Consider the following 13,927-nt stretch of genomic DNA (forward strand, 5'->3'; position numbering starts at 1 on the left):
GCCGGGCGGGAGGCTCGGGCGGGCCGTTACCTCCGGCGAACGCCCGCCTCCTCGTTGTACTCACCGAGGACGGTGACCGAGAAGAAGCTCTCGACGAAGACCCGGACCGCGCGCAGGGCGTTGCCGATGCGGTGCGGGGAGTGCGGGACGGAGCCGGTGGCGGTGGCACCGCGGTGCGGGGCGCCCGGGCCACGGGCCTGATTGCCTGGGGTGAAGGTCGCTGTACTCATGTGTCCAGAGTGCGCCTGATCACCCATTCGGGGCATCGGTCCCCGGGCCCGTCTTCGGATCCCGTCGCGTACGCCCCGAGACGCACGGTCTCCCCTTCGAGGAGTACTCGCACCCCTGAGAGCCCTGAGGGGTGCGAAACCCCGAGCCTCGAGACCGGGACGAGGGGACGAGGGGACGAATTAATCGTTCGCCCCTGGCGCGGGAGCCGACTAGAATCTCCCGCTCGCCCCGGCCACTGGAACGGAAGCCGTCCGGGGCCTTCCCGCCTCCCTCGCCGGAGTGCCACCGCCCGGACGGAAACCGGACGGTCCGCCGTGCCGTGATCACGCGGCATCACCGCCAGCACCAGCCGGAGGCAGACCCGTGCCCGCGCACGTCCCCGAACCCACGCCCGCCACCCCAGCCATGCCCGCCACCAGCGCCGACGGCGATGTCGGCGGCACCGTCGCTGTCGACGCCGGAGGCCCCCTGGCCCGCGAGCGTTCCCACCTCTCCGCGTCCCGTGCCGCCCTGCGCGCGATGCGCGAGGACGTCGAGGCCCTCGACATCCGCGACGTCACCGCGAACTGGGTCAACGCGCAGATCCTGGAGCGGCAGATCGGGGACCGGATCAAGGCCCTGGCCGACCTCAGCGGCACCCCGTTGTTCTTCGGCCGTCTCGACTACCTGCACGCTCCGGGTGCCGCGGAGGCGGAAGGGGCGCGGGGAGAGCGCCCGCAGCCGGAGGCTGCTTATCAGACACTGCACATCGGACGTCGGCATGTGCACGACGCCGACGGCGACCCGATGGTGATCGACTGGCGGGCGCCGGTCTCGCAGCCGTTCTACCGGGCGTCCGGGAAGGACCCGATGGACGTCGCGCTGCGCCGCCGTTTCGGCTACACCGGCGGGGACCTCACGGCGTACGAGGACGAGCACCTGTCCGACCCGGCCGCGGTGACGTTCTCCGGCTCCGCCGGGGGCGCCGTCACCAGCAAGCTGCTCCAGCAGGAGATCGAGCGCCCGCGTGTCGGCCCGATGCGGGACATCGTCGCCACGATCCAGCCCGAGCAGGACGAGATCGTACGGTCCGGCCTGTCGGGCAGCGTCTGCGTGCAGGGAGGTCCCGGCACCGGGAAGACGGCCGTCGGCCTGCACCGGGTCGCCTACCTGCTGTACGCCCACCGCGAGCGGCTGGCCCGCACGGGCACGCTGGTCGTCGGGCCGAACCGGTCCTTCCTGCACTACATCGAGCAGGTGCTGCCCGCGCTGGGCGAGCTGGCGGTCGGGCAGGCGACGGTGGACGACCTGGTGGCCCATGTCGAGGTCCGCGGGACGGACGACGCGCGGACCGCGCTCGTCAAGGGCGACGCGAGGATGGCCGAGGTGCTGCGCCGGGCCCTCTACGCGCACGTGACCCTGCCCACCGAACCGGTCGTCGTCGTGCGCGGCTCGCGCCGCTGGCGGGTACCGGCGTACGAACTGGAGGAACTGGTCCGCCAGTTGCTCGACCGGGACATCCGCTACGGCGCCGCCCGCGAAGCCCTGCCGCAGCGCATCGCGCACGCCGTGCTGGTGCAGATGGAGCGGGCCGGGGAGGCACCGGACGACAGGGTGCAGGACACGGTGGCCCGCAACAGCGCGGTGAAGGCGGCGGTGAAGGCCGTCTGGCCGGCCGTCGACCCGGCGAAGCTCGTCCTGCGGCTGCTGGCGGACCCGGAGTTCCTGGCCGAGCACGCGGCCGGACTGCTCGACGAGGACGAGCGGAAGGCGATCCTCTGGGCGAAGCCGGCGCGGTCGGTGAAGTCCGCGAAGTGGTCGGCGGCGGACGCGGTACTGATCGACGAGGCCACCGACCTGATCCGGCGCACCCACTCCCTCGGGCACGTGGTGCTCGACGAGGCGCAGGACCTCTCCCCCATGCAGTACCGGGCTGTGGGCCGGCGCTGCACGACCGGTTCGGCGACCGTCCTCGGCGACCTGGCCCAGGGCACCACGCCGTGGGCGACCCGGAGCTGGGAGGAGGCGCTGGGCCACCTGGGCAAGCGGGACGCGGTGATCGAGGAGCTGACCGCCGGTTTCCGTGTCCCGACGGACGTGATCGCGTACGCCTCCCGGCTGCTCCCGCACATCGCGCCGGGCCTGACGCCGGTGGCGTCGATCCGTGACAACCCCGGCTTCTTCTCGATCCGCCCGGCCGCCGCCGATGCCGACGCCGACAGGACGAGCGGGGGGACCGGTGGCGGGACCGGTGACGTGCTGGCGGCCTGCCGCGAGCTGCTGGCCCGCGAGGGCTCGGTCGGCCTGATCACCGCCGACGCCCGGGTCCCGGAGCTGGCTCGGGCCTTGGCGGAGGCGGGCATCGGCTACGTCGCGCCGGGCGAGGAGACGACGTACGACACCCGGCTCACCCTGGTTCCGGCGTCCCTGGCGAAAGGCCTGGAGTACGACTACGTGGTCCTGGACGAACCGCGCGCCGTGGTCGACGGCGAGCCCGACGAACGCACCGGCCTGCGCCGCCTGTACGTCGCCCTGACCCGCGCGGTCTCGGGCCTGATCGTGACGCACGCGGCCCCCCTGCCGGAACAGCTGCTGGACTGAGCCGGTCCGGCGAAGCCGGTGTCAGTCCCCGCCGGCCGCCCCGTCGACCACCCCGTCCACCACCCTGCGCCATTGCGCGACGGCCTCCGCCGAGACGGGCCCGGTCCAGCCGTCGGGCCGGGCCGCGCCCCCGATGTGGAAGGCACGGATCCCGGCGGCGAGCAGGGTGGGCACCTGCTCCAGCCGCAGGCCGCCGCCGACGAGCAGTTCCTGCTGGTAGCCGGGTTCGCCCTCTCGCCCTCGCCGGGCCTCGGCGAGCAGGGTGGGCAGCCCGTCGGCGACACCGCCGGGCGCGCCGGCCGTCAGATAGGTGTCGAGGCCGGGCAGCCCGTCGAGCTGCTTGCGGAGGGCGTCGCGGTCGGCGGCGCGGTCGATGGCGCGGTGAAAGGTCCAACGGCAGCCGTCCAGCGCGCCGACTACCCGCTCCACGGCGTCCAGGTCCACCCGGCCGTCGGCGTCGAGGAGCCCGAGGACGAACTCCTCGGCCCCGGCGTCCCGCACCTGGTGGGCCGTGCGCGCCAGCCGGTCGGGGTCACCGGCGGCGAACCCGTCGGCGAGGCGCAGCATCACCCGCAGCGGGAGGCCGACGGCCGCGCGGACGGCGGCGACGGTGGCGGCGGGCGGGGTGAGCCCGTCGGCGGCCATGTCGGTGACCAGCTCGAGCCGGTCCGCACCTCCCGCCTGGGCGGCAACCGCGTCCTCGGCGTCGAGGGCGATCACCTCCAGGACTGCACGCTTGCTCATGGAACCCCATTCCTCGGCATCAGGGCACGGATCGTCGACGACCAGAGCCCGGAGAGCCGGAGGCCTAGAGGTCTAGTCCAATCCAGCCTACGCCCGCCGGCCGGGGATCCGCGCCCCCACACCCGCGGCCGGTCTCACTCCCCGAAGATGTTCAGCTCGGCGGCCTCCGCCCCGGCCAGCTCGTACGAGGCCCCGTTCACCGAGCGCCCCGCGTACAGCCGCACCAGCGTCGCCCCGTCCCCGATGTACCGCGCCGGAGGCCGCTCCCCGGAGACCTCCCCGAGCCGCAGCGGCTCGTCGGCGTCGTCGAGATCGGCGTGCAGCGGCAGATGCCCCTTCGCACCCGTGACGTAGGCCAGCAGATCGAGCGCGTACGGCAGCCCGCCCCCCGCGTACGCCCCGGGCTCCCCGAGCGCCTCGCGGACGTCCCCGGCATGCACCCACTCGCCCAGCGCGAGCACGTCCAGCACCCCGCCGGCCTTGGCGATCACCGCCCCGGCCTCGGTCATCCCCCGCTCCAGCTCGTCGACCACCCGCTGGTTGCTCCAGGCGCCCCGCTCGGCGATGTCCCGTTCGTTCGACGCGGGCGAGAACACCCCCTTCTCGAACCGGCTCTCCACCACCCGGGTGAGCGCGGCCGAGCAGTGCGCCAGCACGTCCCGCACGGTCCACCCCGGGCAGGCCACGACCGGCCGGCCGAAATCCTCCTCCGCCCGGCCCCGCAGCAACGGGACCAGCACGTCCCGCTCCACGGTCAACAACCGCCCGGGAAGTTCGGGTTCACGCACGCCATACACATCAGCAGGAGTCGTCATGCGGGCCAAGCTAGTGGCGGCTCGAGGCCCTGTCGCGGTTCAAGGCCGTATCGCGGCTCGGCACCGGCAGAAGCGAGAAGCCTCCGCCGCTCCCGCAAGGGGAGCGGCGGAGGCTTCGTCCGTGGGCCGGCCGGCGCCGCCGGGCGTCGTCGGGCGTCGTCGGGCCCGGGCGGGGATCAGGTCGCCGGTACGGGTTCCAGGTCGTCGTTCTCCTCCGTGGAACCGGAGACCGGGGCCGAGCCGCCGACGGCATCGGAGGTCTCGGCCGCGTCGGACGTGCCGGAGCTGCCGGAGCTGCCGGCCCCAGGCCGCGTGCCCGGTGCCTTCTTCTCCCGGTGGGCCAGCCACAGGTCCACCAGGAACTGCAGGACCAGGCCGGCCGCGCCCCAGATCGCGATGGTCAGGAGGTTGCGGCCGATGCCGTGGCCGTCGAAGTAGACCAGCGAGCGAGCGGTGTCGACGGCGGCCGGCAGCGGCAGGACGTCCTGGAGGGTGCGGAACAGGTCGGGGACCATGTAGACGGACATGCCTCCGCCGGAGGCGGGGACACCGGCCAGCATCAGGACCAGCATCACGGGGATGATCGCGGCGAGGCCGAACGTCCGGGTGAAGACACCGGTCGCCAGCGAGACGCAGAAGACGGTGAGCGCGCCGAAGCCGATCATCTCGAAGGCGTGGCCGTTGACGGCCCCGATCAGGACGTCGAAGAGGAACCACAGCCACACCGAGATGCCGACCGCCCAGCCGGCGAGCTTCACCACGAAATGGCGCAGCCGCGTCAGCTCCGGGGCACCGCCGCGCAGGACCGCCATGATCAGGAAGCCGGCCATGATCCAGGACATGCCGATGTACATGCTGTTGCTGCCCATGGTGTCGTCACTGGTCAGCGGCTTGATGTCGGTCAGCTCCAGGGGCATCTCCTGGCCGGCGGCGACCTGCTGGAACACCGCCCGCAGCGCCATCTGCTGGCTCGCGCCGGCCGCCGAGGAGCTGTACAGGGTGGCTCCGCCGTCCGCCGTGGTCGGCAGGACGTAGGCGCCGACGACCTCCTGCTCCAGGATCTGGTCCTTGACCTCGTCGACGGAGGTACCGGTCCGGATGTCGAGCATGTCGCCGAGCTGCGGCTTCAGGCCCTCGGCCATCTGCTCGGCCTGCCCGGCGTCGGCGGCGACCACGACCACGGGCAGGTCGTGGACCTTCGGCTGGTGCATCGAGGCGCTCATGCTGCCGACCACGCCCACCAGGATGGCCAGCGGGAAGGCGATCGCGGCGAAGTAGCGGACCTTCGGGGACCGCACCGGGCCGCCGGCCAGCGCGGGCAGCGGGGTGCTCACGTCGGTGACCGGGGGAGCGGCCGGGATCGCGGTTCCGGAGCGGCGCTCCTTCAGCAGCGCGAGCACGAAGGCGACGACGATCCAGACGACCAGCGGTATCAGGTAGCCGCCGGCACCACGGTCGTCGAAGTACAGCAGGGAACGCAGGGACTCGCCCGCGGCGGGCAGCGGCAGCACCCCGTGCAGGAACTGGAAGAAGCCCGGCATGCTGTGGAGGGACAGGGCCAGGTTGGACGCCGGCATGCCGAAGACGACCCACAGCAGCATCCCGAACAGGACGGCGAGCGGCCCGACGAGCTTGGTGAAGAGCATCTGCGTCATGCCGACCGCGCCGACGGTCAGCATGCCGACGCCGAGGAACTGCAGGTAGTGCCCGTCCACGGCGCCCACGACCGGGCCGAGGATGGTCCAGATGACGGTGCTGGTCACGGCCGCCCACCCGATGAGGAGGGGGACGAACCGGCGCAGCGTCAGCAGGAACGGCAGCGACATCGTCAACACGCTGAGCGGCACATAGCCGGCCAGCATCATGCCCATGCCCGCGAAGAGGACCGCGGTGCCCGACATGTCCCCGTCGGGGAGCGGAGCGGCGTCCTCGGTCGTGATCTGCCACTGGTTCTCGGCGGCCACCGGGGCCAGGAGCTGCTGGACCGTGCTCGCCTGGGAGGCGCCGCCGGCCGACGCCGTGTGGATCACGGCCTCGCCCCGGCCGCTCGCGGGAATCTCGAAGGCTCCCGTGACCTCGCGGTCCTTGAGCAGGTCGAGCGCCTCGTCGGCGGTGGCGACCAGCCGCGGCGCGAGGGGGTCGCCCGGCAGGGAGTCCAGCGCGGAGACGACCTTCTCCGCCGTCTGCCCGGAGCCCACGACGGCCACCGGCATGTCCTTGGGGGCGGGCGCGTGCATGGTCCCGACGTAGGTCGCGTACATCATCGTCACCATCAGGAAGGGCATGGCGAAGAGGGCGACGTAGCGGCCGATCCGGGTCTTGCGGTCTTCCACGCGGGGCGCGCCGGGCAGGCCCGGGGCGCCGGACGCGGCGGGAGAGCCGGCCGGGCCGGGCGAGGGGCCGCCGGCGGACGGGGCGGTGGTGGAGGGCTCCACGAAATCTGGCTCCTTGTCGAAGGCGAAGGGGTGGGTCATCAGGTGCCGGCCGTCCGGCCGAGGAAGGGTGTGGTCCTGCCAGGGCTCCCCGGCTCCCGGCTCCCGGCTGCGGGAGAGCGAGCCGGGGAGCCGAGGAACCGAGGAGCCCGACAATAAGTCACTCGACTTACGAACCTGTCACCAATGTAAGTCACGTGGCTTACATCCGTGTGCGTGGGTTACGTTGTCGATTCCGCCACGCACGGTCACGCAGGAGATGACGACTACCGATGGCCAGATCAGAGGCGGCGCGCACCGCGCTGCTCGATGCCGCCGAACGCCTCTTCGTCCAGTCGGGCATCTCCCACGTCTCGGACCGCAAGGTCGCCGAGGCCGCGGGAAACACCAACCACTCGGCCGTGGGCTACTACTTCGGCGGCCGCGAGGGTCTGCTGCGCGCACTGCTCGCGCGCCATCTGAGGACCTTGGAGGAACCGCGCCGGGCGATGTTCGAGCGCTCCGAATCGCTCCTGGACGACGTACGCGCCCTGGTGGTGCCCGTGACGGACACCCTCGCCGAGCTGCCGCAGCCGACCTGGCGGGCACGGTTCGTCAGCCAGGCGATGCACGATCCCGTCGCCACGGAGCTGCTCTACGGCATGGCGGCGGACGCACCCACCGCCACGCTGATCGTCCGGTCGGTGGTCTCCCGCCTCGAACACCTGCCCCGGGAGATCGTCCGGGGCCGGGCCATGCTGATGTCCCACCTCGTCATGTCGGCCTGCGCGGACATGGAGGAGCGCGCCGAACGCGACGGCGAACCGCCGCGCTGGCAGGCGGCCGGCGACTTCCTCTGCGACTCCATCGCCGGAATGCTGACGGCCCCGGTCAGCCGACGGCCGGAGACACCTGAGGGGGGCAGGGGCAACGAGGAACGCCTGCCTCAGCCGGGCAGGGACGCACCTCCTGCCGGACGCACTACAACACGCTCCGCAGACCCTCGCCATCCACCTGCTGCACGGGAATGACGATCTCGGACGCGACAGGCTTCCCCGGCCCGAACATCAGGCTCGACGGTTGCTCCGTCCGTCGATCGGACACCACGATCCCCCCGCGCCACTTGCCCGCCGGGTCCCGGTAGCGGAACTGGAGCTTCATCAGCCGCACCCCGAACCGCTCCCTCAGCGGGCGGTACGCGTCGTCGCAGTGCACGTTCCACGTCACGTCGCTCAAGTAGGCGTGGCAAGCGATGGGGAACAGCAAGGAGGAGACGATCAGGTCGGACAGCTGGAGCAACGTGTGGGTGTCACTGTGGCCGAAGACCGGCGATTCGACGACGCCCTTGAGGATGTCGCCGCCCGCGCGGTACTTGCGTGTCGTGACGCAGTGCACGTTGGGTGCGTTCTTGGACTTGGTCCGGCTGTCGAGGATCATCACACCCCGCGCGTGACAGTCGAGCAGCTGAGCCTGGAAGGTCTCGTTCAGGCTCCCGACCGAGGTGCTGTAGACGCCGGTCTCGTCGAAGGCACGGCCTTCCTGCTTCACCCACACACGGGCCAGGAGGCGTGCGCCGTGACGCTCCAGCAGACTGAGGACCGAGTCGACGAGGAGTATCGCCGCCCGCCGCTGATCACGGTTCCCCACACGGATGTCCTTGCGGACGTCGGACCCCTTGATCTCCGTGCACATCACTTCGGAGAGGCGCGAGGCGTTGCGCAACTGCGGCCGGTACCTCTTCTTGACGTTAAGGAAATCCCAGGTCAACTGCTTGATGCGGGAATCCTGAACGGTAAAACCACCGACGATGAGGACCGGCGGAGCATCCGGCTTGGCAGGGTCGAGAGTCTGGCCGTTACCCGCCTCGTCGATGTAGCACAGGTACAACGATCCCTCCCGGAAAACACTCGGGCCGCCCCCGAAGGGGCGGCCCCAGGACCTGGTGCAGCCATATGCACCGTGCTTTGTTTACTACCACCGATGCTCCCAAAACGGGCGGGAGCAAGTCAAGCGGAACGTCACCATGTGTCGATATTCGCTCTCTTTGGGTAAGCTCGGCGTGCTTGGGTGACGAAAGTGAACCGGGCAGCCGGTGCCACGGCCAAGACGCTCCGGATCAGGAAGCCGGGTGTCGGTCGAGCCTCGGAGGAAGGCCGGCGAGACGGTACCGGCCGCACATCTCGCCCCGGCGCATCACCCCGCACACCCGAGCTCGGCCTTCGCCCCGTCACCCCGCCCGCCCCACAGCCACAATGGCCCCATGACCGACACCGACGCCCTGCGCGAGCGCTTCGTCCGGGCCCTGGACGGAGCCCGGGGTCAGGGATCGGGCACCGCACTGCCCGATGCCACCCCCTACGCCGACAACCTGCTCGGCCGCTGGCAGGAGGATCAGCGGCGGTATCACACCGTCGCGCACCTCACCGCGGTCCTCGACCGGGTCGACGAGCTGGAGGCCTACGCGGACGACCCCGACGTCGTACGCCTCGCCGCATGGTTCCACGACGCCGTGTATCTGCCCGACCGGTCCGAGAACGAGGAGCGGTCGGCGCGGCTGGCCGAGCGGGCGCTGGCGGAGGCCGGGGTGCCGGAGGCGAAGGCCGCCGAGGTGGCGCGGCTGGTGCGGCTCACCGTCACCCACGACCCGGCCGACGACGACCGTGACGGCCAGGTGCTGTGCGACGCCGATCTCGCGATCCTCGCCTCGCCCCCGTCCGCGTACGCCGCCTACACCGCCGCCGTCCGCGAGGAGTACCACTTCGTCCCCAACGATGCCTTCCGCGAGGGGCGGGCCGCCGTACTGCGCCAACTCCTGGGCCTGCTCAGCCTGTTCCGCACGTCGTACGGGCGGGAGCACTGGGAGGCCACGGCCCGGTACAACCTCCGCGGCGAGCTGGAAATGCTGTCGACCCCGGTGCCACCGCCCTCATAGCCTGCCCCTCATGCATGCCTTGGGAGCGGAACGACCGGCGGAACAGGTGGAGGAGGCCGTCGCGGACTGCGTGACGGCCCTGCGGGCGGTCGCCGACCGGGACTGGGAGGGCGTGCGGGCCGGGCGCCTGGAATGGGACTGCCAGGAGACCGCGGTGCACATGGCCTCCGATCTCCTCGCGTACGCCGGTCAGTTGGCCGGCCGGGCGCAGGACGCTTACATACCCTTCGAGATCACCCTCGACGGCACCGACGACGGCTTGGACCCCGCCGACAACGCGGGCGTCCTCCAGGTGATCACCACGACCGGTGCCCTGCTCGCCGCCACGATCCGCACCACCCCGCGCGCGGTCCGCGCCTTCCACCCGTACCCCTTCCGGCACGCGAACCGCGAGGGCTTCGCCGCGATGGGGGTGGCCGAGGTGCTGCTGCACACCCACGACATCGCCGAGGGCCTGGGCGTCCGGTACGAACCGCCCGCCGAACCGGCCTCGTTCGTCCTCACCCGGATCTTTCCGCGGGTCCGGCCGGGGCCCACCCCCTGGCAGACCCTGCTGTGGGCGACCGGGCGCGGCGAACTGCCGGGGCGCGAGCCCGTCGGCCCGTGGCGCTGGAGCAACAATCCGGTGCTCCGCGGTGAGCGGCTCGACCTGGAGGGTCTCACGCCGGCGAGCGCCGCCGACCTCGGCGCGGGCGGCGACGGCGGCTTCGCGTGGGTCGGCTCCGCTCCCGCCGAGGGCACCCGGGTGGGCGCCGGGATGATGGTCAAGCAGTACGAGGAAGGGGAGTTCCGGCCGGAGTGGACCGCGTACGTGCTGGTCCGGCGGGAGGACGACCTCGCCGTGGGCGCGATGGGGTTCCACAGCGCTCCGGACGAGGACGGACGCGTGGAGGTCGGCTACGACCTCGTCGAGGACGCCCGCGGCCACGGTTACGCCACGGAGGCGCTGCGCACCCTGTCGGCGTGGGCACTGGCCCAGGACGGCGTACGGACGGTCACCGCCGTCATCGACCGCGACAACGTGGCCTCGCAGGGCGTCGTCACGCGCGCGGGCTTCACCAGGGTCGGCGAGGACGGGGCGAAGGGCGAGTACGTCTACGAACTCCGAGAGGCTCGAGGAACCGGAGAGGCTTGAGAAGCCGGAGAGGCCTGAGAGGCTGCCGCGGCCCACTGGAGTGCGGCCAGGAGAGCCCACCGCGCCCCGCGCGGGAAGAGGACTTCGGCACAACCGGGCCGGTTGACGCGGTCCCGGGGTTCTCCGCTGCGCAACGGCCTGCGGGGGAGCTCGGCGGTCTCTCCCCCGCCACCGCCCCTCACCGTGTCACCGTGACCGGCTCGCGCTCTTGCGCACCCGCAGGCCCGCTCCGTGCAGCAGCCGCACCACCTCGCGGCTGCTGACCTCCACCGCCCCGGCGAGCACGACGGCGGCGTAACGGTGCTGGGGGATGTCGTAGTGGTCGCGTTCGAAGGCGCGGCAGGGGACGCCGAGGGCGGCGGCGAAGGCGTGCAGTTCGTCGTAGGAGACGTCGCTGACCAGGTGGGACCAGAGGAGACCGTGGCCCGGCCAGGTGGGCGGGTCGATGTACACCGTCACGTGGGAACCGCCCCGCTCAGCGCGCCCACCGCCGCGACCTTCACGCCCGACTGATGGCACACCCAGTGCGGGTCCGGGCCCAACTCCGGTTCCACCTCCAGCGCATGCGGGTCGCCGGAGCCGCACACCGGGCACAGCGGCCAGCGGCCGTACCGGTCCAGCAGGGCGTCCTGCACGTCCTGGGCGACCAGGCCGACCACGAACCCGGCACCCTGGGGCCACTGTTCGACCCACCAGCGGCGCTGGGCCACGGACTCCTCGACGAGTGAGACGATCTCCGCCTCGGCGACCTCGTGCGCGACCAGGTCGGCGAGCACGAGGGCGCGTGCCGCGTGCAGGGCCTGCTCCAAGGAGCTGACGGGGCGGACGGCGGTGTCGTGGGGGTCGTCGGGGCCTTCGGGAGCGTCCAGGTCGTCGTGGGGGTCCATGCCCCTATTGTGCGCACTCTTGACCCCGCCACCGAAACGAAAATATCTTTCAACAGTGACCCAGGATGTGAAGGAAATTTTCGCGGACCGGCGCGGCACCGGTACCTCCCGCGGCGCCTCCGGCAGGTCCGTCGCCGTCCCGTCCGCCCAGGCCGCCGCTCCGGCCCCGCCCGCTCCCGCCGCCCTCGCGGCCAAGGTGCGTACGCTGGCGCCGTCGATGACCCGCTCCATGCAGCGGGTCGCCGAGGCCGTCGCGGGCGACCCGGCCGGCTGCGCGGCCCTCACGGTCACCGGTCTCGCCGGACTCACCGGCACCAGCGAGGCCACCGTCGTCCGCACGGCCCGCCTGCTGGGCTACCCCGGTTACCGCGACCTGCGCCTGGCCCTCGCCGGGCTCGCCGCCCAGCAGGAGTCGGGCCGTGCCCCCGCCATCACCACCGACATCGCGGTGGACGACCCCATCGCCGACGTCGTCGCGAAGCTCGCCTACGACGAGCAGCAGACCCTCGCCGACACGGCCGCCGGACTGGACACCGTCCAGCTCGGTGCGGCCGTCGCCGCCCTGGCCGGCGCCCGCCGGACGGACGTGTACGGCATCGGCGCCTCCGGTCTGGTCGCCCAGGACCTCACCCAGAAACTGCTGCGCATAGGACTGATAGCCCACGCCCCCAGCGACCCGCACCTCGCCGTCACCAACGCGGTGCAGCTGCGCGCCGGTGACGTGGCCATCGCCATCACGCACTCCGGTTCGACCGGCGACGTCATCGAACCGCTCCGGGTCGCCTTCGAGCGCGGGGCGACGACCATCGCGGTCACCGGCCGGCCGGACGGGCCCGTCACCCAGTACGCCGACCACGTACTGACCACGTCCACGGCCCGCGAGAGCGAGCTGCGCCCGGCCGCGATGTCGTCCCGGACCAGTCAGCTCCTGGTGGTGGACTGCCTGTTCGTGGGCATCGCCCAGCGCACCTACGAGTCGGCCGCCCCCGCCCTGTCCGCGTCCTACGAGGCACTGGCCCACCGGCACCGGAGCGGTTCCCGCTAGCCGCGGCCCCGTCCCCACCACAGTTCCCGCATCGGACACACCGGAGAAAGCCGTTCCATGACCCACACGTCCGAGTACTCCGCGCCCGAAGCACCCGACACGCCTGCTCCATCTGGCACGTCTGACGCGTCTGACGCGTCTGACGCGTCTGACGCGCTCCGCCCCCGCACTCTCCGTGCGGAGTTGGAGACCCTGACCACCGAGGCGTTCCGTCCGGAGCTGGCGGACGTCGACCGGCTGTCCACCCTCGGCATCGCCCGGCTGATGAACGGCGAGGACGCCACCGTCGCCGCCGCCGTGGCCGAGCGGCTGCCCGCGATCGCCGCCGCGATCGACGCCGTGGCCGAGAGGATGGCCCGGGGCGGCCGGCTGATCTACGCGGGAGCGGGCACCGCCGGCCGGCTGGGCGTCCTGGACGCCTCCGAGTGCCCGCCGACCTTCAACACCGACCCCGGTCAGGTCGTCGGCCTGATCGCGGGCGGTCCCGGCGCCCTGGTCACCTCGGTCGAGGGCGCCGAGGACTCCGCGGAGCTGGCCGCGGCCGACCTGGACGCGCTGGCGCTGACCGCCGACGACACGGTGGTCGGCGTCTCCGCCTCCGGACGCACGCCGTACGCCGTCGGCGCCGTCGCGCACGCCCGCGCGCGGGGCGCCCTGACGGTGGGCCTCGCCTGCAACGCGGGCAGCCCGCTCGCCGCGGCGGCCGGGCACGGCATCGAGGTGGTCGTCGGCCCGGAGCTGCTGACCGGCTCCACCCGCCTCAAGGCCGGCACCGCCCAGAAGCTCGTCCTCAACATGATCTCGACGATCACGATGATCCGGCTGGGCAAGACGTACGGGAACCTGATGGTCGACGTGCGCGCCTCCAACGAGAAGCTGCGCGCCCGCTCCCGCCGTATCGTCGCCCTCGCGACGGGGGCGGCGGACGCCGACATCGAGCGCGCCCTGGCCGCCACGGACGGTGAGGTGAAGAACGCCATCCTGGTCCTGCTGGCCGACGTGGACGGTCCGACCGCGGCCCGCCTCCTCACCGACTCGCACGGTCACCTGCGCGCCGCGCTGACGAAGACGCCGGAACCGGGGCCGGGGCGGTCCGGGTCAGTCCGTGGCGTCCTGCGGCCCCGCACCCGGCTCCGGCGTCTTCGTC

13 protein-coding genes are annotated in these 13,927 nt (G+C 72.4%); 6 read left to right on the forward strand and 7 right to left on the reverse strand.

The genetic code is table 11. The annotated features are described in order from the left end of the window. Window positions 1-26 precede the first annotated feature (26 nt). A complete protein-coding gene (locus AOK11_RS26900) occupies window positions 27-230 on the reverse strand; it encodes a hypothetical protein (protein ID WP_055596311.1) in 204 nt (67 codons plus the stop codon). Between the two features lie 406 nt (window positions 231-636). Between AOK11_RS26900 and AOK11_RS26905 the strand changes: the two genes are divergently transcribed. Next, entirely contained in the window at window positions 637-2,811 is a 2,175-nt protein-coding gene (locus AOK11_RS26905) for a HelD family protein (RefSeq protein ID WP_055596319.1), read from the forward strand. A 21-nt stretch (window positions 2,812-2,832) separates the two neighbouring features. Here AOK11_RS26905 and AOK11_RS26910 read toward each other — a convergent pair whose 3' ends face one another. The 3 genes from AOK11_RS26910 to AOK11_RS26920 all read right to left on the reverse strand — a co-directional run bounded on the left by AOK11_RS26910 (window position 2,833) and on the right by AOK11_RS26920 (window position 6,844). Then, window positions 2,833-3,555 carry a copper homeostasis protein CutC gene (locus AOK11_RS26910; RefSeq protein ID WP_055596312.1) on the reverse strand — a complete coding sequence of 241 codons (723 nt, stop codon included), beginning with the start codon at window positions 3,553-3,555 and terminating at the stop codon, window positions 2,833-2,835. 134 nt (window positions 3,556-3,689) lie between these two features. Next, window positions 3,690-4,370: a maleylpyruvate isomerase family mycothiol-dependent enzyme gene (locus AOK11_RS26915; protein ID WP_055596313.1), complete on the reverse strand. Its 681-nt coding sequence runs from the start codon at window positions 4,368-4,370 to the stop codon at window positions 3,690-3,692. 176 nt (window positions 4,371-4,546) lie between these two features. Further along, a complete protein-coding gene (locus tag AOK11_RS26920) occupies window positions 4,547-6,844 on the reverse strand; it encodes an ABC transporter permease (RefSeq protein WP_240497502.1) in 2,298 nt (765 codons plus the stop codon). A 230-nt stretch (window positions 6,845-7,074) separates the two neighbouring features. Here AOK11_RS26920 and AOK11_RS26925 point away from each other — a divergent pair, with 230 nt between their 5' ends. Continuing rightward, window positions 7,075-7,812, forward strand: a complete 738-nt coding sequence (locus tag AOK11_RS26925) for a TetR/AcrR family transcriptional regulator (protein WP_079035105.1) — start codon at window positions 7,075-7,077, stop codon at window positions 7,810-7,812. Here the strand turns inward: AOK11_RS26925 and AOK11_RS26930 are convergent. Next, a complete protein-coding gene (locus AOK11_RS26930) occupies window positions 7,763-8,668 on the reverse strand; it encodes a DUF3800 domain-containing protein (protein WP_079035106.1) in 906 nt (301 codons plus the stop codon). The two genes, AOK11_RS26925 and AOK11_RS26930, sit on opposite strands and share 50 nt — an antisense overlap. 373 nt (window positions 8,669-9,041) lie before the next feature. Between AOK11_RS26930 and AOK11_RS26935 the strand changes: the two genes are divergently transcribed. Both AOK11_RS26935 and AOK11_RS26940 read left to right on the forward strand, forming a co-directional pair. After that, complete coding sequence (locus tag AOK11_RS26935; protein ID WP_055596314.1) at window positions 9,042-9,713, forward strand: HD domain-containing protein; 672 nt, start codon at window positions 9,042-9,044, stop codon at window positions 9,711-9,713. Window positions 9,714-9,759: 46 nt separating this feature from the next. After that, window positions 9,760-10,848 (forward strand): GNAT family N-acetyltransferase, encoded by a 1,089-nt coding sequence (locus AOK11_RS26940; RefSeq protein WP_055596315.1) that lies wholly within the window; start codon window positions 9,760-9,762, stop codon window positions 10,846-10,848. Window positions 10,849-11,034: 186 nt separating this feature from the next. On the opposite strand, the gene AOK11_RS26945 is transcribed toward AOK11_RS26940, so the two are convergent. Together AOK11_RS26945 and AOK11_RS26950 are read right to left on the reverse strand one after the other, a co-directional pair. Beyond that, a complete protein-coding gene (locus tag AOK11_RS26945) occupies window positions 11,035-11,307 on the reverse strand; it encodes a DUF4031 domain-containing protein (RefSeq protein ID WP_055596316.1) in 273 nt (90 codons plus the stop codon). Continuing rightward, window positions 11,304-11,735: a hypothetical protein gene (locus AOK11_RS26950; RefSeq protein ID WP_055596317.1), complete on the reverse strand. Its 432-nt coding sequence runs from the start codon at window positions 11,733-11,735 to the stop codon at window positions 11,304-11,306. Before AOK11_RS26950 ends, AOK11_RS26945 begins: the two co-directional genes overlap by 4 nt. A gap of 55 nt (window positions 11,736-11,790) precedes the next feature. On the opposite strand from AOK11_RS26950, the gene AOK11_RS26955 reads away from it, so the two are divergent. Further along, complete coding sequence (locus AOK11_RS26955; RefSeq protein ID WP_055596318.1) at window positions 11,791-12,780, forward strand: MurR/RpiR family transcriptional regulator; 990 nt, start codon at window positions 11,791-11,793, stop codon at window positions 12,778-12,780. Between the two features lie 57 nt (window positions 12,781-12,837). Continuing rightward, a partial coding sequence (gene murQ / locus AOK11_RS26960; protein WP_079035107.1) for an N-acetylmuramic acid 6-phosphate etherase occupies window positions 12,838-13,927 on the forward strand: 1,090 nt, incomplete at its 3' end.

The organism is Streptomyces hirsutus (genome assembly GCF_001418415.1).
In the GTDB taxonomy this organism is placed as follows: domain Bacteria; phylum Actinomycetota; class Actinomycetes; order Streptomycetales; family Streptomycetaceae; genus Streptomyces; species Streptomyces hirsutus.